This is a genomic window from Pandoraea sp. E26 (assembly GCF_000681415.1).
Taxonomy (GTDB): domain Bacteria; phylum Pseudomonadota; class Gammaproteobacteria; order Burkholderiales; family Burkholderiaceae; genus Pandoraea; species Pandoraea pnomenusa.
The window spans coordinates 39,539-62,582 of record NZ_AYXJ01000034.1 but is presented as its reverse complement, the minus strand read 5'-3'; the positions used below and the strand labels follow the sequence as shown (position 1 = coordinate 62,582).

Sequence of the window (23,044 nt, the reverse complement as noted above, 5' to 3'; positions counted from 1 at the left end):
CCGCGATATTCGAAAAAAAAGAGAGGGAACCCCGATGAGTGAGACTCGCTATTGCGAAGTCGGCGATCTGGCCGACGCCCGCGAGCAACTGGCCGACATCCGGCACCATATCCACCAGCATCCCGAGCTGTCCTACGAGGAAGTCGACACCTCGCGCTACGTGGCCGATAAGCTCGAGCAGTGGGGCTATCAGGTCACGCGCAACGTTGGCGGTCATGGCGTGGTGGCGTCGCTGCGCGCGGGCACCAGCGGGCGTACCGTGGGCGTGCGCGCCGACATGGATGCCCTGCCGATTCACGAGCAGACGGGCCTGGCGTACGCCAGCGTGCATGACGGCAAGATGCACGCGTGCGGTCACGACGGCCATACGACCGTGCTGCTGGGCGCCGCCCAGCAACTCGCCAGGACGCGCAACTTCGACGGCACCGTCCACCTGATTTTCCAGCCGGCGGAAGAAGCCGGTTCGAACAGCGGTGCCGAGCAGATGATCGCGGATGGCTTGTTCGAACGTTTCCCGTGCGACGCAATTTTCGGTTTGCACAATCACCCGGGCGTTGCCACGGGCACGTTCGGCTTTCGCGTCGGCCCGCTCATGGCCGCGTGCGACACCGTGAAGATTCGCATTCACGGGCGCGGGGGGCATGCCGCGCGCCCGCATCTGGCAATCGATCCGGTGATGATCGGCAGCAGCCTCGTGATGGCGCTGCAGACGGTGGTGGCCCGCAACATCGATCCGACCGAAGCGGCCGTCGTCACTGTCGGTACCTTCCATGCCGGCTTCGCACCGAACGTGATTCCCGAGGAGGCGGTCATCGAGATGAGCGTGCGTTCGTTCTCGGCGACGGTGCGCGCCACGCTCGAGTCGCGCATCTGCGCGCTGGCGAAGTCGCATGCCGAAGGCTACGGCGCGAGCGTCGACATCGACTACATCCGCGGTTATCCGGTGCTCGTCAACACCGAGGCGGAAACGGAATTCGCGCGCGGCGTGGCCGAAGAACTGGTCGGTGCAGATCATGTCATCGCCCCGTTCCCGCCCATCGCGGGCAGCGAGGACTTTGCGTACTACCTGCAAAAGGTGCCGGGCTGCTTCATCCGCCTGGGCAACGGCGAAGGCAAGCCGATGCTGCACAACGCCAAATACGATTTCAACGACGACAATCTGACCATCGGGGCCGCTTTCTGGACGCGTCTGGTCGAACGCTTTCTTGCCAAGGACCGCGCATGAACACCGCCGCACAATCCACGCAATCCGCGCGATCGCTTCCGACCGAGGGTGCACAGCCCTTGCCGATGGATGCCGCGCAGCAGCGCAAGATCGTTTTCGCCGCCGTCATCGGCAACCTGCTGGAATTTTTCGACTTCACTGTCTACAGCTATTTCGCGCTGACCATCGGCAAGCAGTTCTTCCCGTCGCATGATCCGATCACGTCGTCGCTGCTCGCGTTCGCGGTGTTCGCGGTGGGCTTCGTGATGCGCCCGCTCGGCGGCATCGTGCTCGGCCGTTACGCCGACCGCGCCGGACGCAAGCCCGCGCTCACGCTGACCATCCTGTTGATGGCGCTTGGTTCGGCCGCCATCGGTCTGGCCCCGACCTATGCGCAGATCGGGCTGGCCGCGCCGTTGCTGATCGTCGGCGCGCGTCTGCTTCAGGGTTTCGCGCAGGGCGGCGAATTCGGCGCGGCCACGGCCACGCTGCTGGAAGTTGGCGGCGCGAAAAGCCGTGGGTTCCGCGCGAGCTGGCAGCTGGCAAGCCAGGGTGCGGCGGCGTTGCTCGGTTCGGGGCTGGCGGCGAGCCTCGGCTTCCTGCTCTCGGACGACACCATGCACAGCTGGGGCTGGCGCATTCCGTTCCTGCTCGGCACGCTGATCGCGCCGGTCGGCATCTATTTGCGCCGGCACATTCAGGAGGAGCCGCCCAAGGTCAAGGTCGTGGCCGGTCGCCACGATCCGAAGCATGGCGTGTACGTGCGCAACTGGTTCCTCACGATCTTCTCGATCATGGGCATGTCGGTGTCGACGTACGTGATGATGTACTACATGCCGACGTACTGTATCCAGTACCTGGGTCTGCCGCCGAAGATGTCGATGCTCGCGGGGGTGGCGGCCAGCACGATCTCGCTGGTGATGTGCCCGATCTACGGTGCATGGTCGGACAGGATGGGCCGTCGCAAGCCGCTCACGATGGCAGGCCGGGTGGCGCTCATCGTGCTGCTGTACCCGGCGTTCTGGATCATGACGCACTTTCCGTCGCTGCCGGTCGTGCTCGCCGCGCTGGTCGTACTGATGCTGTGCTACACCATGGGCTCGGCCCCGGCGTATGCGCTCATGCCGGAGAACTTCCCGAAGCACCTGCGCGCGGGCTACATGTCGAGCGCATACGCGATTGCGGTGTCGGTGTTCGGTGGTACTGCCCAGCTCGTCGCGGGCTGGCTGATTCGCGTGACCGGCAACAAGATGGCGCCGGCGTGGTACATGATCGTCTGCGTGCTGATCTCGCTCGTCGCCGTGTCGATGTTCGAGGAAACCGGCAACAAGGTGCTCGACGAATAAGGCGCACGCCCCAAGGCGCATCGGCCGCGCGCTCCCGCGCGCCTGGCCGATGCGTCGTGAACGTCAAAGACGTTCAAAGATGGCGGCGATGCCCTGTCCGCCGCCGATGCAGGTCGTCACGAGCGCATAGCGCCCGCCGGTGCGTCGCAGTTCGTGCACGGCCTTCGTCACCATCACCGCACCGGTCGCCCCGACCGGATGCCCCAGCGCTATGGCGCCCCCGTTCGGATTGACGCGGGACGCGTCCAGCGCCATCTCCCGCAGGAACGCACCGACGATCGAGGCGAACGCTTCGTTGAGCTCGATCACGTCCATCTGATTCATCCGAAGCTCGGCGCGCCGAAGCACCTCGCGCGTGGCGATCACTGGGCCGATGCCCATGTCCTCCGGCATCACACCCACGCGCGCGTGGGCGATCAGACGCGCCACCGGGTGCCGACCGAGTGCGCGCGCGCGCTCACGGCTTGCGAGCAGGACGGCGGCGGCGCCGTCGTTGATGCCCGAGGCGTTCGCCGCGGTGATGGTGCCGTCATTGCGACGGAAGGCCGGTTTGAGCTTCGCGAAATCGTCTGCGTGCGCGGCGGCGCGCACGCGCTCGTCGCGCGTGAACGTGGCCGGCTTGCCCGGCGACCCGACGTCCACCGGCACCGTCTGTTCGTCGAAGTATCCGGAGGCCATGGCGCGCGCGGCCCGTTGATGCGAGGCGAGTGCGATGGCGTCCTGTTGCGCGCGGCTGATGTCGAAGCGCGCAGCGATGCGCTCGCCCAGCTCTCCCATGTGCGCACCGGTCATCGGATCGATCAGTCCGCCCATCAGCGTGTCGGCCGCGACGACGTCGCCCGGATGCGCGCCGAAGCGGTGCGCGGGCAGCAGGTACGGCGCCAGACTCATCGTCTCGGCGCCGCCGCCCACGGCGGCTTGTGCCTCGCCCGACTGGATGAAATGCGCGGCGAGCAGAACGGCTTCGAGCCCCGAGCCGCACAGACGATTGACCGTGAGCGCCCCCGCATGCGGCGCGATGCCGCCGCCGAGGGCCGCCACGCGGCCGAGGTACATGTCGGCCGGCGCCGTCTGATGCACGTTGCCGAAGACCGTCTGCTCGACGTCCTCGCCGGAGACGCCCGTGCGCGTGAGCAGCGCACGCACGACGCATGCGCCGAGCTCGGCGGGCGGTTTGTGTCGCAGGCTGCCGCCGAACTCGCCAATGGGGGTGCGAACCGCCCCGAGAATGACCACGTCGTTGTCCATCGTCCTGTCCCCCGAACACGTCGGGCGATCGACCGGCGCACGCATGCGGCCCGGCGTCGAGGAAGATCGGATGAGGATCGCCCGACGTCTAAGCGTAGGACGCAATCGCTCGCGGGGCACCTGACAAGGTTGACAGGTGCCCCGCGTGGGTCAGGCGCGAACGGTACTGCCTAACCCTGGAATGTCGCGTCGCCATCGAGCGGATACACCGGCCGTTTCACCCGCGAGAACGGGAACAGGCCGTAGTTCGAGCTGGTGACGCCGTCGCTGTCGCATTCCACCAGACCGGCCGAGATCGGCACGAAGACCGGGCGGCAATACATGCGCGACTTGAGCAGCAGGAAGCGCTCGCTGCGCGGATCGAGGCCGACGCACGTGAACACGCCGTGATCCCACGGCTCGTGGGTACGCTCCGTGACCACGATGCGCGCCGGGCCGATGTCGAAGAGCACCGTGCGGCCCATATAGCAGCGCTGGCCGGTGTAGGTCGGACCGCTCACGACGTACTCGCCGTTGCTGATCCTGCGCACGATGCCCGTGAGCACCGTCGGCGTCTTGGTGATGCCCAACTGCGTGAGCGCGCGCTTGTTGCCGAGCGCGAGCGTGATCTCGGCGCCCTCGCCCGCGGCAATCAGCGCTGCCACGGCTTCCGGATCGCACAGCGGCCCCACGCCAATGCCGGTCAGACCCCCCGCGAGCGCGGCTTCGAGCACGTCCATGGTGTCGCACGTGCCGCCCGACATGCAGTTGTCGCTGTGGTCGAGCAGCAGCACCGGCTTGTGTGCGCCGTCGGCGAGACGTTTCGCCTCGGCGATCGACGCCGCGAGCGGCGCGCTGCGGTAGACGAAGCCGTCGCGCTCATCCCACGCTTGCGCGGCGATGCGGTCCGCCACCGCCTGCGCGCGCGCGATGCCCGCCGCGTCGCCCTCGGCCGTCACCACGACGCTAAGACACGGCGCGGGAATGTCGGCGAGCGAGAAGCCCGAGAACACCGACACCGCAAGAATGCCCTCCTCGGCTTCGGCGCGCCGCGCCGCCTCGATGGCGCGCTTCATCGCACCGTCGTGGCTCGTGCTGCGCAGCGAGTGCACCATGAGCGGGGGCTGGCGCCACACGACTTTCGGGCGACGCTTGCCCGCGAGCATGTCGAAGAGCAACCGCCCGGCGTGCTCGCCGGTTTCGTACATGTCGACGTGCGGGTAGGTCTTGAAGCCGACCACGATGTCGGCGTTGGCGATGATTTTCGGGGTGACGTTCGCATGCAGGTCGAGCGCCACGGCAATCGGTGTGTCGGGCGCCGCCTCGCGCACCCGCGCGAGCAGATCGCCCTCCCCGTCGTTGCTGTTCTCGGCAACCATCGCGCCGTGCAGGTCGAGCAGGATCGCGTCGACCCCCTTGCTCGCCGCCACGATCCGGCCGCAGAGTTCGTCGTAGGCACCCGCCGCCACCGGACCGCTCGGATTGGCGCTCGCGGATACGGGCGTGATCATCTGCGCACCGGCCGCCGCGGCCAGATCGATGAACGCGGCCATGGCCGTGCGCATGCCCTTGTTCTCGCGATAGGCAGCCTCGTCGTAAGTCGGACCGTGATTGCCAAACGCCTCGAGCGGGGTCGGCACCGGCGAGAACGTATTCGTCTCGTGATTCATCCGCGCGATCATCACTTTCATGCGACACCTCCCGCGCGTTGGAGCATTGCCTGCAACAGCACGTTACAACCCGCTTCCAGATGCGCGGGATCGGCGTCTTCGATTTCGTTGTGGCTGATGCCGTCCTTGCAAGGCACGAAAATCATGGCCGTCGGCGCGATACGTGCGAGATACACCGCGTCGTGTCCGGCGCCGCTGATCGCGTCCATGGACGACAGGCCCAGCGCTTGCGCTCCGTCGCGGATCGCGGCGACGAGTTCGGGCGCGAACGGTTGCGGCGGGAAGTACACGACCTGCTCGATGGCGACGTCGATCCCGTTCGTGCTCAGTGCGGCACACTCGGCGCGCAACGCGGCGTTGAGTGCATCGAGTGTGGCGTCGTCCGCGGCGCGCAGATCGACGGAGAGCTTCACGCGCCCGGGAATCACATTACGCGAGTTCGGATAGTTGTCGACCCAGCCGACCGTGCCGCGTGCGTGCGGCGCGTGCTCGCAGGCAATGCGGTTCACCGCCTGAATCAGCTGTGCGGCGGCGAGCAGCGCGTCGCGGCGCAGTTCCATCGGCGTGGGGCCCGCATGGGCTTCCATACCGGTGACGGTGACGTCGTACCAGCGCTGACCAAGTGCCCCCTGCACGACACCGATGGTCTTGTCGTGCGCTTCGAGCACCGGCCCCTGCTCGATGTGCGCTTCGAAATACGCACCGACCGCGCCGGGATGGCCGACGGCGGACGTCTCGCCGGCGTAGCCGATGGCGTGCAAGGCGTCGGCGACGCTCACGCCGTCATGGTCCTTCTGCGCGAGCGCATGCTCCAGCGAGAAAGCCCCGGCGTAGACGCCCGAGCCCATCATCACCGGGACGAAGCGCGAGCCCTCCTCGTTCGTCCACACGGCGACCTCGAGCGGCGCCTGCGTCACGACGCCGTTGTCGTTGAGCGTGCGCAGCACTTCCAGGCCGGCGAGCACGCCGTAGTTGCCGTCGAACTTGCCGCCCGTCGGCTGGGTGTCGATGTGGCTGCCGGTCATGACCGGCGGCAGGGCGTCGTCGCGTCCGGCGCGGCGCGCGAAGAGATTGCCGATGGCGTCGACACGCACCGTGCAGCCGATCTCCTTCGCCCACTTCACGAACAGATCGCGGCCCTGGCGGTCGAGGTCGGTCAGTGCGAGGCGGCAGACACCGCCTTTTTCCGTGGCGCCGATCCGTGCGAGCTGCATGAGGCTGTCCCACAGACGCGCGCCATCCACGCGCATTGCGGCAGCCGGTTGATCGAGACGTTGCATGTTCATGGATCCTTCAGTGCACGCGGCACGGTGTGCGCGCCGCCGCGTGCGTTGGCAAATGGCGCATGCCGCGCCGGAGGTCCGGGGAAGGCGGCATGCGTCGCGAAATGCGGGGGGCGCTCAGGCCACGCCCACGCCGAGATAGCGATCCTTGACCACTTCGTCGGCAAGGAACGTCGCGTTGTCCGCGCCGTACACGATCACGCCCTGCTCGACGATGTAGTGTCGATCGGCGAGCTGCGTGCAGACTTCCAGGTTCTGTTCGACGAGCAGGATCGCCACGCCCGCCTGCTTGATGAGCTTCAATTGCGCCACGATCTCCTCAACGATCACCGGCGCGAGCCCTTCGACCGGCTCGTCGAGCATGAGCAGACGCGGGTGATTCATCAGCGCGCGCCCGATGGCCAGCATCTGCTGCTCGCCGCCGGACAACTGGGCGCCGCCGTTCTTGCGGCGCTCCTGAAGGCGAGGAAAGATCCGGTAGATGTCCGCCAGTTGCCACGGCGAATCGCGTCGCGCGCCGAGCTTGAGATTCTCTTCGACGGTGAGCAGCTTGAAGATGCCGCGATGCTCCGGCACGAAGCACACGCCGCGCGCGGCAATGCGGTGCGCCGGTTGCCCGGCGACCGGTTTGCCGAGGAACGCGATGCTGCCGGCGCGAGGGGGAACCACGCCGGCGATGGTCTTGAGCGTGGTGGACTTGCCGGCGCCGTTGCGGCCAAGCAGCGTGACGAGCTCGCCGTCGCCGACGGTAAGCGACACGCCCTGAAGAATGTGGCTCTTGCCGTAATAGCTGTGAATGCCTGCGACGTCGAGAATCATGCGCGGCCTCCGGTGATCATGTTGCCGAGGTACGCCGCGCGCACGCGGTCGTCTGCGCGAATCGCGTCGGGCTTGCCTTCGACAAGGACGCGGCCCTGCTGCATGACGGTGATCGTGTCGGAGATGTCCATCACGATGTTCATGTTGTGCTCGATGAGCACCACGGTGTGGTCGTCGCGCAGGCCGCGAATGAGCTGCTTCATGTCGTCGAGGTCGTCGATACCCATGCCCGAAGTGGGCTCGTCGAGAAAGATCGCCTTCGGGCGCGCGGCGAGCGCCATCCCGACTTCGAGCCGGCGCTGCTGGCCGTGAGAGAGCAAGCCGGCGGCGGTGTCCGCGTGACGCGTGAGCGCGAGGCGGGTGAGCACGTCGTCGACAATCTCGGCGCAGGCGCGCGCGCCGTCGGCCTTGCGCCAGCAAGACAGCGCGCGTCGCGGTGTGACCCCCAGGGCCGCAAGGCGCAGGTTCTCGCGAACCGACAGGTTCTGGAACAGGGCCGTGACCTGAAACGAGCGCGCGATGCCGCGTTGCACGCGGCGATAGTCAGCCTCGGTCGTGACGTCGTGTCCGTCGAACAGGATGCGCCCGCCCGAGACCGGCACGGTGCCGGTCAGCATGTGAAAGAGCGTGGTCTTGCCCGCGCCGTTCGGGCCGATGACGGAGTGCACGGTGCGCGGTGCCACGCGCAGGTCGACGCCGTGCAGCGCCGTGAATTTTCCGTAGCGCTTGACGATGCCCGAGGCTTCGATCAGTGCGTCGCTCATGTCGGGTCTCCCTGCGTATCCAGTTTGCCGCGCTCGCCGTTCTTACCGTTCGCCGGACCGCGTTTGCCGGCAACGCGCTGCCACAGCGACTCGCCCACGCCCCAAAGCCCGCGATGCATGAACAGGCTCACGGCGATGAGCAGCAGTCCGAGCAAGAGCAGCCATCGTGGCCAGAGCGTGGAGAGCCAGTCGGCCGCGAGCACGTAGAACGCGGCGCCGAGGACCGAGGCGAAGAGATTGCCCGTGCCGCCGATGACCGTCATCACCAGAATCATTTCGCTCGTGTGATATTCGATGTTCGACAGCGGTGCGATTCCCGTCATCAGCGCGTGCAGCGCGCCGGCGAGCGCCGTGACGGCGCCGGAGATGGCGAACGCCACGAGCTTGAACGTTTTCACGTGATAGCCGATGGCCGCGGCGCGCGTTTCGTTGTCGCGAATCGCGAGCAGCGTGCGCCCGAACACCGAATCGGCCACGCGCAACAGGATGGCGAAGACGATCAGGAAGATCACCGCGACGAAGGTGTAGTACTGCCAGGGCGACTCGAGCGGAATCAACGTCTTGCCGCCCAGGGAGAGCGAATGGCGCGGGATGTCGAGCAGGCCGTTGTCGCCGCCGGTCCAGTCCGTGGCGGTATAGGCCACGAAGTAGAACATCTGTGCGCACGCGAGCGTGAGCATGACGAAATACGTGCCCTTCTGCCGGATCGCGAAGCTGCCGACGATCGCGGCGATTGCCGCGCCGAGCACGATGGCGATGACGACCGCGAGCGGCATCGGCAGCGACGTGCGGGTGAGCATGATGCCCAGCGTGTAACTGCCCAGGCCGAAGAAGATGCCCTGGCCGAACGAGAGCAGACCGGTGTAGCCGAGCAGCAGGTTGCAGCCAAGCACCGCCAGCGCGTAGACGAGCACTTCGGTGGCGAGCGTGCCCGACGAGAGCGTGAGCGGCAGGATCAGGGTGACGGCTGCCGCGAGAAGCCAAAAACGGTAACGTGCCAGCATCATCCCCTCCCGAGCAGGCCGTGCGGGCGCATGAGCAGCACCGCCGCCATGGCCACGTAGATCATCAATCGTGCGCCTTCCGGCCAGATCGTGCTCATCAGGCTTTGCACGATGCCGATCACGAGGCCGCCCACGAGTGCCCCGGCGAAGCTGCCCATGCCGCCGATGACCACCACCACGAACGCGATGCCGAGCGCTTCGATGCCCATGAACGGTTCGACACCCCGCACCGGCGCGGCCAGCACGCCGGCCAGTGCCGCCGTGCCCGCCCCCAACGCGAACGCGAAGCTGAACACCCGGAACACGTTGATGCCCAGCAGCGACACCATCTCCGACGATTCGCTGCCCGCACGCACGGCACTGCCCAGGCGGGTGCCCTCGAGCAGCCACCAGAGCACGGCGGCAAACACGGCCGTGAACCCGATGAGGAACAGCCGGTACTTGGGATAGATGAAGCTGCCCCACATCACCACGCCGTCGAGCATTTCGGGCACGGCCACGTTGTCGCCGAGCGGGCCCCATACGATGATGACGAGTTCCTGCACCACCAGGGCAAGCCCGACGGTGACGAGAATGTGAAATTCGTGCGCCTTCTCGTAGATGCGCGAGAGCAGCACCTTCTCGGCGATCCAGGCCAGCGCGCCCACGACGATCGGACACACGATCAGGGCGAGCCAGAACGACAGGCCCCACTGCAGCGCCTGATAGCAGAAATAGGCACCGAGCAGATAGAAAGCGCCGTGCGCGAAGTTCACGAAGCGCAGCAGGCCGAAGATGATCGACAACCCGACGGCCAGCAGGAAGTACAGCATTCCGATGCCGACGCCGTTGATGACTTGCAGCAAATAGACGTTCATGCGCGTCCCGGGGAACGTGAGTGGACGTGAAGTCCTCCGCGCCGCGGCGTACTCGACGCACGATGTGGCACGGACGACGCGCGGGGTGACGACGATGCGTCCCCCCGCAGGCAATACCCGACGCCTCTACGGCGTTATGGCGTTATGGCGTTATGGGACTAATGCATCAAGCCATCTTGCACTCGGTCTTGTCGAGCGGAAGGAAGGACTTCCCGGCGCTGACGATGTCGGCGAAATCGTCGGCGTTCTTCATTTTCGACTTGGCCTTGCCCTTGAGCAGATAGTAGTTCTTGAGCACCTGGTGATCGCCCTTGCGAATCTCTTCCGGACCCGTGAGACCGTCGTACTTCATGCCTTCCATGGCGGCGATCACGGCCTTCGGTTCGGCGCTGCCCGCCTTGACCATGGCGTCGAGCATGAGCTTGGTGCAAATGTAGGAGCCGGCGAGGCTGTAGTTCGGGTTCTGCTTGAAGCGGTCCTGCGTGCGCTTGACCAGATCGAGGTTCAGCGGCGAAGCCACGGCGTGCCAGTACTGTGCGCCGAAGTACACGCCGTCGCACAGATCGGCGCCGAGCGTCTCGAACTGCTCCAGACCCGAGGCCCACGCCATCAGGATCGTGCAGTTCTTCTTCATGCCGAAGCTCACTGCCTGACGCAGGGCGTCGGACGATTGCGAACCGAAATTCAGCAGCAGCAACACGTCCGGCTTGGCCGCCATCGCGTTGGTGAGGTAGCCGGAGAATTCCTTTTCCGAGAGCGAGTGATAGCTGTTGCCGACGTGCTCGATGCCCTTTTCCTTGAAGATGTTCTTCGCGGCGGTGAGCAGGCCCTCGCCGAACACATACTGCGGCGTGATCGTGTACCAGCGCTTGGCCTTGGGCATCGACTCGATGAGCGGGCGCACGGTCTGCTCGATGGCGCCGAACGTCGGCACGGACCAGCGGAACGTTGCGCTGTTGCAGTCCTTGCCGGTGATCTCGTCGGCGCCGGCGGTCGTGATGAACACGCCGCCCGCTTTCTCGACTTCCTTGCCCATGGCGAGCGCCTCGGACGACAGGATGCCGCCCGCGAAGAAGCGCGCGCCCTTTTGCTGCGCGATTTCCTGCACGCGGCGGATCGCCGTGGCGGGTTTACCCTCGGTGTCGAGCGTGGTGTAGGCGAGCGGACGGCCGAGCACCTTGCCGTACTGCTCCACGACAAGTTTCATGCCGAGGTCGGCAAACTTGCCGTTGGCGGCAAACGGTCCCGACATCGGTACCGGGCAGGCCAGCTGGATGGCGCCGGAGCCCTGTGCGAACACGTCGCGAGCGGTGAATAGGGAGGCAGGCAAAGACGCTGCGGCGGCGAGCTTCAACAGTTCACGACGATTCAATTTGGTCTCCAGGGAAGGGAGCAATCGTTCATGGGGTGCAAACGTGCAGCGCGTCACACAACGACCGGCCAGAGACCTGAGAAAGCGACCTGACAGTAACGACTTGCAACGTCCGGGCCTTATCCCTATCCGTCATATTTATTATGATAAATAGGATGGATTTGATCGTAGGTATAATGCTTTTCAGTGTCAACCGGAAAAAAACCCGAAGCCGATGCCGTCTTTCCCGACGGTAACTCACGAGGCGCCACATGGCATTGGATCCGCAAACGATGCGCGAGCCGTTGGAAATCAAACAGCAAAAACGCGGCGATCTGGTCGCCGAAGCCATCAAGCGCCTGATCACGGAAGGCAATCTTCTGCCCGGCGATCGTCTGCCGCGCGAAGTCGAGTTGCAGCAGATGTTCGGCGTGTCGAAGAGCACCATTCGCGAAGCGCTCAAGTCGCTCGAGGTGCAGGGGCTCATCAAGGTGAGCACGGGTCCGACGGGCGGCGGCATGGTGGTGGAAGTGCCGCTCGAGCGTACCTTCCAGCTGCTTCAGAACTATCTCTTCTTCAAGGAAGTGAGCATCGACGACATCTACACGGTGCGTCAGTTGCTCGAGCCCGAGCTCGCCGCCGGCGCGGTGCCGCATCTGACCGAGGCCGACTTCGAGGCGCTGGAGCACAACATGGCGTGCTGCAGTCCGGCGTCGCAGGATCGCCGCGAGCTGCTGCGCCAGCGTCAGGCCGACGTCGACTTTCACGACATTCTCGCGGCAGCGAATCCCAACAGCTTCCTGCGTTTCACGTGCGAACTCGTCAACGAGATGATTCGCCAGCTGATCGTGTTCGGCAACGAGACACCGCGCCGCGAGCACGAGAAGTTCGGCACGGCCAACGTCGACATTCACCGGCAGATCACCGACGCGGCGCGCGAAGGCGATGCGTCGCGCGTGCGCGAACTGATGCAGTTCCACATGCAGGAAGCGCGCACGTACATCAAGCGGATGAACGGCAAGTTGCGCGGACGCCTCATTCTCGATTCGGACATCGTCGACATGCAGCAACGCGTGCGCTCGCACAAGAGCAGCAGCGCGGCGGCGTCGGCGCCTGCGGGTGGCGCTCGGCGCAAAGCGGCCACGGGTGCGGCGTCGGCGGGCCGCGAGGCGGCGGCAACGAAGCGGACACCGCGCAGGACGTCGGGCGAGGGTGACACGGCGCAGACGGTGAAAGCCGTGCCGAAGACGATTCGGGCCACCCGGACGGCCGGGCCGGCCGGGCCGGCGAAAGCAACGAAGTCCGCGAGAGCAAAGGCAAAGGCGGGTGTCGTTGCGAAGTCGCCGGTGGCGCGAAAGCGTCGTGTCGTGGAAGACTGACTTTGCGCGCGCGCCGTTCACCGCCCGGCTACGGCCGGCTGTTGCTGCGTGCAGCAGTGGACGCCGCCGCCGCGCCGCGCGATGGCGCGTAGCGGCAACTGCACGATGCGGCGCTCGGGAAACGCCCGCTGCACGATTTCGCGCGCATGCGCATCGGTCGCCGGATCGCCGAACGCCGCCATCACGACGCCGCCGTTCGGCAGATAGAAATTCACGTACTCGGGCGCAAAGTCGGCGTCGTTCGCCACATCGGTCGGCAGGGCATCGAAGTCGGGCGAGCGCAGCAGGCCGATGTCGAAATGCCGGCCGCGCGCGTCGCGCGCGAGCAGCAGCGCCCGCAGATTTTCACGCGCTTCACGCGACCACTCGTCGTCGCCGTCCGCACCCGTTGCGAGCAGTACGCCCGGGCGCACGAAGCTGGCCACCCCGTCGACATGACCGTCGGTGATCGTGTCGAGCCAGGAACCCGGCAACCACACCACGTGCGTCGCCCCCAGCCAGTGGCGGAACAACGTTTCGGCCTCGCGACGCGTGAGGCCGGGATTGCGGTTCGGGTTGAGAATCGAAGTCTCCGTCACGATCAGCGTGCCTTCGCCGTCGACAAGCAGCGAGCCGCCCTCGGCCACGATCGGCGCGGCCGACGCACCCACGCCGAGCGTCAGTGCGACGCGTTCGGCCACGAGCGGGTCCGCCGCGGGCATCGGGCGCAGCTTTCTTCCCCAACTGTTGAAGTTCCAGCGCACCGCATGAAGCGCGGCCGTCTCGTCGACCACGAAGGTCGGCCCGGTGTCACGCATCCAGTGATCGTCGACCGGCATGGGGTGGAGCGTGGCGCTGGCGGGCAGCAGGCGCAACGCTTCGTCGAGATGCGCGGGATCGACGGCGACGTGCAACGGTTCGAACTGCGCAATGGCGTAGGCGATGCGCCCAAGTTCGTCGACGACTTCGGCGCGCTGTGTGTCCGACAGGACCGTATGGCCGGGCCACGCCATCCAGCCCGCCGTGTGCGGGTGCCATTCGGGTGGCATGCGCCAGGGGCCGTTGGACGGGGCGTCGGCGTCGCTGTCGGCACGGCCGGTGGCCGTGCGGGTGGCTCGAGGCGCGGTACGCCTGGAAATGGTGTCCGTCATGGTCGCGCTGCCATCAATGAGGTGCCGGGAGAATTTGCCGCCAGTGTAGGGGGCGCCCGGTGCGCGCGCACGACCTCAGGGCGGTGGCGAATCGGCCAGATGGACGCAGAGCCGCTTGAGCGCACGCACCTGGCGCAGCGCCACGCGCAGATCGCCTGTCGAAATTAGGCCGATGCCTCCCTCGTCGTCGCCCAACGGTTGCCCATCGCGCTCGTAGACGACGAGCGCGCCTACGCCGACGGGCGTGTTGTAGAGCTCATGCCACGAGAACATGACGGTGTAGCCGTCTGCGCCCTGTGCCAGCACGAAGGCGCGTGTGAAGTCGCGTGCCTGCGGCATGCGTAATTGCGCGACGTCGAGCAGCGCGCTCAGGCGAACGCCCTTGTAGTCGCTCGCGCTGCGCACCTTGCGCCCGGATAGACACACGACATCGAGCGCTCCCGTCAGTTGCGTGGGCAGTCGTTTGAGCGCGCAAAGATCGAAGGAGTGACGGCGCTTGACGCAACCGGACACGACGACCTCGTGCGAGGCGAGCGGCGCGGGGAAACGGGTGGCTGCGGGCCCGCCTGCTGGCTCGGATGCGGGCGCAGAGGATGAGGGACTTGCCATCGATCGCGCTTCGGCGCGGGTGGCAAGACGGGCATCCGTCGGGGCGGTCGACGGCACGCGCAGGGAATCGATGGGCATGACGGATTCGGCGTAGGTGAATTGGGGGCACCGGCCGTCCCAATATAGCGACCGGGCGCCGCCCGGACATACGATCCGCCTGATAGCCCCTATTTAAATGGGCGGGCGACGCACGTCACCGGCGAGCTGGTGCGGCGGCCCGCTCAGCTGCCGAATCGGGCGGTGCGCCGCTCGGGCCGCCGCGCCGCGACTTCCGCGAGCATGGCACGCGCTTCCTGCACGTCCGCCAGCGTCTCGCCGCCATCCAGCGCATCGAGGGCATCGCGCAGGATCGCGACACAGTCGGCGTCGCCTTGCGGGTTGTCGTCGCCCAGGCGCAGCAGACTCAGCGCCGCGCGCAGCGTGAGCATCGGCGAAGCCTGTGCCTGAGCGATCTGCAGCGCGTGTTCCAGCCACGGGCGCACGCTGTCGATGGGATGATGTCCCGCGCGCAGGAAGTCGCCCTTCTGGCGCAGGAATTCTGCTTGCCAGTGGCCGTCGGCCCGACGGGCCGCCACGTGCGCGCCGCGTTCGGTGACATGCAGACCGAGCGCGATATCGCCCGTGCCCGCGCATGCCTCGGCCATCATGCCGAAGAAGATGCCCTCGACGCCGCCCATGATTTCGCTCAGGCGTCCGACACTGTCCGTAATGCGTTCGAGCCCGCTCGCGTCGCCACGCGAGGCGAGCGCCCAACCGCGAATCGTCTGGCCGGCAAGCGCCCACAGCGCCACGCCGGTCTCCGTCGCCACTTCGGTGGCTTCGCTCGCCAGCGCTTCGGCCGAGGCGACTTCGCGCCGCAGACGTCGCAACATCGCCGCGAACACCAGGGCGAACGAGAACGAGTAACGTCGGCCGTTCTGACGCCCCAACGCCAGCGCGGTCTCGCTGGCCGAGAGCGACGCATCGTGGCGCCCGGTGAACCAGTAGGCCCACGACAGGAACGACAACCCGGTGATGCGGGCATCTTCGCCTAGGCCGGTGTCGGCATGCTCCGCACGGTAGTGCGAGAGCCCGGTCTCCAGCGCGGTGACGGCGCCGCCGAAGTCGCCGTGGCAGCACAGGCTGTTGCCCAGTGCGTAATAGGCGTGCGCGAGCAGCGGTGCGGCGTCGGCCTGCTCGGCGATCAGAATGAGCTTGCGCGCGAGTTCGATGCTGCGGTCGAAATCGCTCCACGAACTGGACCCGAGCCACAGCCCCCAGTAGACCGGGAACAGGGCGATGTCGTCGCCCATCGGCTGCGCCAGGGCCAGCGCGGTCTCGAAGTTGTGACGCGCGGGCTCCGAACCGTACCCATGCAGCGAGACGAGCGGCACGCCGAGCGCCATGCGCAGTTGCAGTTCGCGCTGCGCGGTCTGCGCTCCGCCGCCGGTCTGACGCAGCACGTCGAGCGCGCTCTGATAGTGCGCGCAGGCTTCGCGGAACGCCTGGCGCTCGGTCGCGTACTGGCCGGCGAGACGATAGTGCTCGATCGCGGCGTCGGGTTCGTCGGCCTGGCGGAAGTGCCAGGCAAGCACTTCAGGCTCCGCATGGACCGCCGCCGCGCCATGTTCGCGCATGGCAAGGGCAATACGGCGGTGGGCGTCCTGGCGTCGCTCCTGCGGTTGCGCATCGTATGCGGCCTTGTGCAGCAGCGCGTGACGGAAGACGTAGCGTCCGTTGTCCTGGCGGTGCACGAGCGAGCAGGCGACGAGCGTGTCGAGCGCGCGCTCGACGAGCGCCATCGAACGGCCGCTCGCGGCCGCGAGCAGAACGGCGTCGAACTCCTGGCCAAGACACGATGCGAAGTGTGCCACGGGCTTGGCGCTGCCGGCGGCGTCGATGCGCGCCATCATCAGCTCCTGCAGGCTCGCGGGCATGGGCATCGCGCTGGCGGCGCCGCGTCCGCCTTGCTGCGCGGCGGTTGCGCGCGCCAGTTCCTGAAGGAACAGCGGCACCCCCTCGGCGAGTGCCACAATGCGCTCGCGCATCGCCGCCGGCAGTGCGACGCGGGGCGTGGCGGCGCGCACGATGGAGGCCGCCGCGCCCGCATCGAGGGGCATCAGATCGATGCGGCGCAGTGCCACCGTGTGGCGCCAGGGCAGTTCGAATTCCGGGCGCGCGCAGACAATGAGCAAACGACCGGCGGGCGGGTTCTCCGCCATGAACGCGAGCAGTTCCTGCGTGGAAGGGTCGACCCAGTGCGCATCGTCGAGCACAAGCACGCCGCCGTCGGGCAGCAAGGCGGCGAGCAGGGCGGGCGCTTCGTCCAGCACGGCCTGCTTCCAGGCGTGCGGCACATTGCCGTCGGCCTGCATGTCGAACAGCGCGCGAAGGCGCCGGTGCGCGAGCAGGGCGGGTTGCGGCAATTGCGAAGCGTCGTCCGACGACTGCGTGCGCAGCCAGCGCGCGATCGGATGAAAGGGCGTGCCGGCACCGTCTTGCGCACAGGTCAGTTCGATGGCGCGCAAGCTGCGCGTCTCGATGAAGTGACGCACCAGTGCCGACTTGCCGATACCCGCTTCGCCGATCACGAGTGCGGGCAGGCCTTGTCCGGCGTTGGCGGCCCGCACGGCCGCGTGCACGGCCGCCAGGTCGGCGAGCGCGGCATCGCGCCCGAAGAGCATGGCGGCGCGGCGGCGCGAACGACGTTCCGGGGTCGGGTCGGGATTGACGCGAAAGACCGGAATGTCGCGATTGGCGTGGCGTTCGCGCACGCTGCCGTGCGGCGTGGTGGCGATCGACACGCCGATGAGTCGCTGCGTGGCGTCGCAAACCACGACCTCGCCGGGCAGCGCCAGGTCGGCGAGCTGCGTGGCGCAGCGTGAAACGCGTCCACCGGTGTCGGGGCTGTCATCGGCGACCGAACTGATGACCAGGCCGGTGTGCACGCCCACGCCGATGCCGACGTGCGCGGTGCCGGCGTGCACGCAGCGCATGGCCGCCTCTACGGCATGGCGCCCGGCGCCTTCCAGCGCGGTCGGGTAACCGAAGTAGCCAAGCAGGCCGCCAGTGGGCGTGCGCAACGTGTAGCCCCACGACTGGCGCAGGATCGTTTCGCATTGCACGAGCGGCGGGCGCATCATGCCCACGAACTGATCGGGATCGTCCATGCCGCCGTTGGGCGAGAACTCGATGGCCACGACCGTCAACTGACGACGTTCCGGACCGGTGGCGCGTTGTTCCATGCGCGCGGGAGGTGTCTCCAGCAACTGCGTGAGCGCCGTGCCGGGGAGCTCGCCGAGTTCCTCCTGCAGGATGTCGCACAGGCGCCGGTATTCGGTTTCGGCTTCGTCGCGGCGACCGGCGCGCAGCAGCAACGCGAGCAGGCACTGCCAGCCGGACTCGTCGAACGGCGCGAGCGTGACGAGCTGGCGCGCGTGCGCGAGCGCCTGATCGAGATCGCCCAGGCGCGCGTAACCGTCGGCGAGCAAGCGCTCACCGAAGACGCGGCGGCGCTGGTACTCGTCGCGTTGGAGTTCTATCCATTGTTCGAGATCAGGCGTGTCGCGCACCGACAGGCCATGCAGGAACGGTCCCTGATAGAGCGCCACGGCGTCGGCCAGATGCTGCAGTTGCGCTGCCAGATCCAGACCGGTGACGGTGTCGAGCGAGCGGCTTGCCTGCTCGATCATGCTCGCGAACACGTGGGCGTCGATCCACAGCCCCGTCTCGGGACGCAGTCGTACGACCTGGCGGTCGGATTCGAAGAGTTCGTCGCCCAGGGTGTCGCGCAGGTGGAACAGCATGCGCTTGAGCTTGTCGCGCCCGCCCTGGCCGTCTTCATCGGGCCAGAACAGGTCCGCGAGGGCGCCGCGGGTGTGATAACCCGGCTGCAGGGCGAGATAGGCCAGCAAGCCGCGCGCCTTGGTGTACTTCACGGCGCAGGCTTGTTTGCCTTGTTCGACCCGCATTGGACCGAGCAGGTAGAGCGATCTGGTGGCTTGCATTGTCCCTGGACGGCAAATAGGCAACACCGGCGCACACGCAGAGGTGTTGCACCGGTGTCGCGAATTTCATGATGTCGTCGCGCCGGCCCGATCGGTTCGGAGTGCGGCGTGAGTACCGCATTCGGGGCCAAACCCACCAGACCTCCGACGTGACGCCAAGGCCGTTCCGGGGGGGCTCCGGCCAAATGCTTCACGTATTACAGACCGAAGTATAAACACACGCATGAACTCCGTCGGAAATACCTGAGAAATTCTCGCGAAACTGTCGGAATTGCGCCATACACGCGGCTTTCCGCGGGGACGGCGTTTCCGCTGGACCGGGAACCGGACGCCGTCGGTATCGATGCCATTCGTCGGGGCTCGATGGGGGGCCTGTTCGCCTGACGTCTTGTCAGTCGAAACGCGGATCTCGCCGTATTCGCGTGCGCCCTGCACAAAAATTATGCAACCACGATTCCGGCATACCTGGGGATTACCCGTAGAGTCATCCACGCCGCCGCCGCGACGAGACTTCCATGTCGAAAGCGCAATGCACTTGCTTTCAGTGACTTACCCGCGGCGCGCACCTCATTGGTGCGCAATCATGGCGAATGGCGAGAGAAACAAGCGGAGATTCAGCGAAGCCGTCGAGCAATTAGATATTGAAATGCAAATCATTCTTATTTATATTCGCGACCCAGACTGTTTCGCTCACCTATCGGCGGTAATTTTGCCGTTCTTCGACAACGATCATGATGCAACGCAAGCCCCTCGCGCTCACGATGATGGCGCTCTTCGCCACGCCGCTCGCCATTCCCTGTTCCGCTTCGGCCGCCGCGCAGGGCGGGGCCGTTTCCGAGGCGACCACGGTAGCCGAAGCCGCCACCTCCGGAACCACGCCGGCCGCTCCCGCCGCAACGTTGCCGCAAACCGACGTGTCGGGCGCGTCGATTCGCGACGAGTACCAGCGTGACATGGCTACCGTCGGCGGCAAGGTGCCCACGGCGATCCGCGACATTCCGCAGTCCGTCACGGTGATCGACAAGGCCGTGATGCAGGCGCAGGGCGCAACGTCGTTTGCCGATGCCCTGCGCAATTCGCCCGCCATCACGCTCGGCGGTGCCGAGGGCGGGCAGATCGGCAACAACATCAATCTGCGCGGCTTCACCGCGCGCACCGACATTTATCTGGACGGCTTCCGCGATCGCGGCCAGTACTACCGCGACACGTTCAATCTCGATTCGATCGAAGTGCTCGAGGGGCCGTCGTCGATGCTCTTCGGCCGCGGATCGACCGGGGGTGTCATCAACCAGGTGAGCAAGCAGGCGAACCTCAAGCCGCTCAACGAAGTGTCGGGCACCATCGGCACGAACGACAGGTATCGCGGCACGTTCGACTTCAATCATCCGCTCTCGGACACGGCGGCCTTTCGCATCAATGGGTTCGCGCAGGACATCCATACCACGCGCGACGTCATGAACAATCGGGACTGGGGCGTCGCACCCACGCTCAAGCTCGGCATCGGTACCCCCACGCAGATCACGCTCTCGGCGCTGATCGAGCACAACCGCGACATGGCGGACTACGGCACGGTGGGTTACAACGGCAGTCCGCTGCCCATCTCCAAAAGCCAGTTCTACGGCCTGACGACCGATCGCACGGTGCAGGACGTGATGAGCTTCTCGGCGAAGATCGAGCACAAGGTCGACGACAGCCTGAAGATCACCAACCAGACGCAGTACAGCCGCTATGTCATCGACGCCATCGAGACCTCGTCGCACGCGGTGGGCATTCGCAACGGCTCGGGCGGCTTCACCGCGCTGCCGGCCGGACGCACGGCAGGGATTCCCTCGTATTCGCTCGATCAGCTCTGGGTGCAGTTGCAGAGTCACGATCGCAAGATCACCGACTCGTCGCTTTACAACCAGACCGACGTGGTGAAAACGTTCACCACCGGGCCATTCACGCACACACTCATCGCCGGGGCGGAGATCGGGCACGATACGTACGAGAACCAGGCCTACTCACGCACCGGCGCCGGGCAGTCCACGGGGTTTCTCGGCTGGATTCCCGCCAATAGCACGGCGTACTACGCGAATCTGCCGAACGTGACGACCACCGCGGGCAATTTCGCGCAGGGGAGCGCGCAGACGCTGGCGTTTTATGCGAACGACACGATCGCGCTGAGCAAGCACTGGAAGTGGGTGGGCGGCCTGCGCTGGGATCGCTACAAGGCGCAGCTTTCGAACACCACGAGTTCACCGGGCTACGCCACGCAAACGGTCAATTACACGAGCGTGCGCACGGGCGTGATCTACCAGCCCAGCGAGGCGCAGTCGTATTACTTCTCGTACGGCACGTCGTTCAATCCGTCGCTCGAAGCGCTGACCGTGACGAACAACACGCAGGCGCTGCCGCCGGAGACGAACGAGTCGTTCGAGGTCGGCAGCAAGTGGAATCTGTTCGACGACAATCTCTCGATCAACACCGCACTGTTCCAGATCACCAAGAACAACGCTCGCACGCAGACCGGCACTTCTGGGCAGTACTCCAACGCGGGCAAGGTGCGCGTGCGCGGCGCCGAGGTGAGCGCAACTGGACACCTCACGCCGAACTGGCAAGTGATGGGCGGGTACATGTTCCTGAACTCGCAGGTCGTGCAGGCCAATGACGGCACGCAGGGCAACGCGCTGGCGAACACGCCCCGCCATTCCCTGACCCTCTGGTCCACCTATACGTTCGGACACTGGGAAGTCGGCGGCGGCATGAACTACATGTCGATGCGCTATGCCGCGAACACCAACCTGATCCGGGTGGGCGGCTATACTCGCTGGGACGCCACCGTCGCCTATCATCAACCGAAGTACGACATCCGCCTGAACCTGCTCAACGTCTTCAACAAGACGTATTTCGACTCGCTCATTCCGTCGGACGGGGGCCGCGCAGTGCCGGGTGTCGGACGCACGGCCATGCTCACCGGCACGTACCGGTTCTGATCGAATCCCGATCGCTTTCGAAGGAAATCCGTCGATGTTGCTGCGCATACCGAATGTCCTCAGTCCGGATCAGGTGAGCCGGGTTCGCGCCCGGCTCGACGGTGCGGGACCTGCCTGGGTAGACGGACTGGCGACGGCAGGCTATCAGGGGGCGCCCGTCAAGCAAAACCAGCAGATCGACGAGCGCTCCGACGTCGCGCGGGAACTGGGCGACGTGATACTTGGTGCGCTCGAGCGCAACCCGCTGTTCATCAGCGCGGCGCTGCCCAACAAGGTCTACGCCCCGATGTTCAACCGCTATGGTGAAGGCATGCACTTCGGCAATCATGTCGACGGGGCGATCCGGCTCCAGCCGGGCAGTGGCATGCGCATTCGCACCGATATCTCGGCCACGCTTTTTCTCGCATCGCCGCAGGAATACGACGGCGGCGAACTGGTGATCGAGGATCAGTACGGCGCGCACGAGGTGAAGCTGGCGGCGGGCGACATGGTGCTCTACCCGGCGACGAGTCTGCATCGCGTGAACCCGATCACGCGGGGCACGCGGGTGGGGTGCTTCTTCTGGGTGCAGAGTCTCGTGAAAGACGACACCCAGCGCACACTGCTGTTCGACATGGACAACGCGATCCAGCGGTTGAATTCGACGGACGCCGACGACACCGCGAGACGCACGCTGGTCGGCTGTTATCACAACCTGCTGCGCATCTGGAGCGAGACCTGACGAGGGGCGCGCGCGAACGCATCAACCGGTTCGCCGCACTGCATAAAAAAAACGCCCGATCCCCGGGCAATCCGGGAACCGGGCGTCTCACGACATGCCGGGCGATCGCGCCCGGCGGCGCTGGCCTCGCGCTTATTGAGCCTGGCCTGCGGGCGGCTGCGTCGCCGGCGCGCTCTTGTGCATCGGACCGCGGTGCTGGCGTGCCTTGTCGTGCCAGGCCTTCATCTTGGCCCAGCGCGCCTTGATGGCGTTGCTCACGAGCACTTTCTGATCGTTGTTCAAGCCGTTGTACACGTTGAGCCAGGCGTCTTCGGTCTGGCTGCGCAGCTGACGGTTCTGATCGAACACCTTCTCGCGGGCCGCGCGCATGCCGGCCAGATCGAGCACCTGCTGGTCCTTCGCCTGCGCGAACATCTCGCGGAATTGCTCGCCGTTCTTGCGCATGGCGTCGCGATTCTGCTTCGACGTGTTCACCGCCTGCTGCCAGGCCTGCTCCTGCTGCGGGTTGAGCTTCAATTGATCGTGCAACTGGCGAATGTTGCCCAGGCCCCAGGGGCCATGTTCGCCGCGCATGTGATGCATGGCGGCATTCGGTCCCGTTGCCGGGGCCGTGGCATCTGCGGCGTGCGCCAGACCGACCATCGAAGTGGCGGTCAGGGCGGCGAGGGCGACGGAGGCGGCGGCGATCTTCAGTTTGCGCATGGTGTTAACTCCTTTGC

Annotated in this window: 17 protein-coding genes; 5 read left to right on the top strand and 12 right to left on the bottom strand. The window is 66.2% G+C overall.

All coding sequences use genetic code 11. The annotated features are described in order from the left end of the window. The first annotated feature begins 34 nt into the window (after positions 1–34). A complete protein-coding gene (locus W930_RS0121260) occupies positions 35–1,225 on the top strand; it encodes a M20 aminoacylase family protein (protein WP_023872736.1) in 1,191 nt (396 codons plus the stop codon). Beyond that, a complete protein-coding gene (locus W930_RS0121255; protein ID WP_023598184.1) occupies positions 1,222–2,550 on the top strand; it encodes an MFS transporter in 1,329 nt (442 codons plus the stop codon). The genes W930_RS0121260 and W930_RS0121255 overlap by 4 nt, the downstream gene beginning before the upstream one ends. 63 nt (positions 2,551–2,613) lie before the next feature. Here the strand turns inward: W930_RS0121255 and W930_RS0121250 are convergent, their stop codons facing one another. From W930_RS0121250 to W930_RS0121215, 8 genes are all read right to left on the bottom strand, one after another. Then, positions 2,614–3,798, bottom strand: coding sequence for an acetyl-CoA C-acyltransferase (locus W930_RS0121250; RefSeq protein ID WP_023872737.1), 1,185 nt, complete (start codon positions 3,796–3,798; stop codon positions 2,614–2,616). A gap of 170 nt (positions 3,799–3,968) precedes the next feature. Next, positions 3,969–5,468 (bottom strand): M81 family metallopeptidase, encoded by a 1,500-nt coding sequence (locus W930_RS0121245; protein ID WP_023872738.1) that lies wholly within the window; start codon positions 5,466–5,468, stop codon positions 3,969–3,971. Beyond that, on the bottom strand, positions 5,465–6,727 hold the full coding sequence (locus W930_RS0121240) for a Zn-dependent hydrolase (RefSeq protein ID WP_145862598.1): 1,263 nt from the start codon (positions 6,725–6,727) through the stop codon (positions 5,465–5,467). Before W930_RS0121240 ends, W930_RS0121245 begins: the two co-directional genes overlap by 4 nt. A gap of 120 nt (positions 6,728–6,847) precedes the next feature. Then, a complete protein-coding gene (locus tag W930_RS0121235) occupies positions 6,848–7,549 on the bottom strand; it encodes an ABC transporter ATP-binding protein (RefSeq protein ID WP_023874607.1) in 702 nt (233 codons plus the stop codon). Then, entirely contained in the window at positions 7,546–8,313 is a 768-nt protein-coding gene (locus W930_RS28360; RefSeq protein WP_029754467.1) for an ABC transporter ATP-binding protein, read from the bottom strand. Before W930_RS28360 ends, W930_RS0121235 begins: the two co-directional genes overlap by 4 nt. Beyond that, positions 8,310–9,317, bottom strand: a complete 1,008-nt coding sequence (locus W930_RS28355; protein WP_023598180.1) for a branched-chain amino acid ABC transporter permease — start codon at positions 9,315–9,317, stop codon at positions 8,310–8,312. The genes W930_RS28360 and W930_RS28355 overlap by 4 nt, the downstream gene beginning before the upstream one ends. Beyond that, the gene (locus W930_RS0121220) at positions 9,317–10,174 is read right to left on the bottom strand and encodes a branched-chain amino acid ABC transporter permease (RefSeq protein ID WP_023598179.1); all 858 of its coding nucleotides are present in this window, start codon (positions 10,172–10,174) and stop codon (positions 9,317–9,319) included. The genes W930_RS28355 and W930_RS0121220 overlap by 1 nt, the downstream gene beginning before the upstream one ends. A gap of 166 nt (positions 10,175–10,340) precedes the next feature. Beyond that, positions 10,341–11,546 carry an ABC transporter substrate-binding protein gene (locus tag W930_RS0121215; protein WP_023598178.1) on the bottom strand — a complete coding sequence of 402 codons (1,206 nt, stop codon included), beginning with the start codon at positions 11,544–11,546 and terminating at the stop codon, positions 10,341–10,343. Between the two features lie 251 nt (positions 11,547–11,797). Here W930_RS0121215 and W930_RS28350 point away from each other — a divergent pair, with 251 nt between their 5' ends. Continuing rightward, complete coding sequence (locus W930_RS28350; protein ID WP_023872741.1) at positions 11,798–12,904, top strand: FadR/GntR family transcriptional regulator; 1,107 nt, start codon at positions 11,798–11,800, stop codon at positions 12,902–12,904. 17 nt (positions 12,905–12,921) lie between these two features. Here the strand turns inward: W930_RS28350 and W930_RS0121205 are convergent, their stop codons facing one another. From W930_RS0121205 to W930_RS0121195, 3 genes are all read right to left on the bottom strand, one after another. Next, a complete protein-coding gene (locus W930_RS0121205) occupies positions 12,922–14,034 on the bottom strand; it encodes an agmatine/peptidylarginine deiminase (RefSeq protein ID WP_024788737.1) in 1,113 nt (370 codons plus the stop codon). 75 nt (positions 14,035–14,109) lie between these two features. Next, positions 14,110–14,721: a molybdopterin-dependent oxidoreductase gene (locus W930_RS28345; RefSeq protein WP_023598175.1), complete on the bottom strand. Its 612-nt coding sequence runs from the start codon at positions 14,719–14,721 to the stop codon at positions 14,110–14,112. Positions 14,722–14,864: 143 nt separating this feature from the next. Next, positions 14,865–18,629: an AAA family ATPase gene (locus W930_RS0121195; protein ID WP_080685231.1), complete on the bottom strand. Its 3,765-nt coding sequence runs from the start codon at positions 18,627–18,629 to the stop codon at positions 14,865–14,867. Between the two features lie 731 nt (positions 18,630–19,360). Between W930_RS0121195 and W930_RS0121190 the strand changes: the two genes are divergently transcribed. Together W930_RS0121190 and W930_RS0121185 are read left to right on the top strand one after the other, a co-directional pair. Further along, entirely contained in the window at positions 19,361–21,604 is a 2,244-nt protein-coding gene (locus W930_RS0121190) for a TonB-dependent siderophore receptor (protein WP_023872744.1), read from the top strand. Positions 21,605–21,638: 34 nt separating this feature from the next. Beyond that, positions 21,639–22,325, top strand: a complete 687-nt coding sequence (locus tag W930_RS0121185) for a Fe2+-dependent dioxygenase (RefSeq protein WP_023598172.1) — start codon at positions 21,639–21,641, stop codon at positions 22,323–22,325. A 132-nt stretch (positions 22,326–22,457) separates the two neighbouring features. On the opposite strand, the gene W930_RS0121180 is transcribed toward W930_RS0121185, so the two are convergent. Continuing rightward, on the bottom strand, positions 22,458–23,027 hold the full coding sequence (locus W930_RS0121180) for a Spy/CpxP family protein refolding chaperone (RefSeq protein WP_023598171.1): 570 nt from the start codon (positions 23,025–23,027) through the stop codon (positions 22,458–22,460). Between the last annotated feature and the right edge of the window lie 17 nt (positions 23,028–23,044).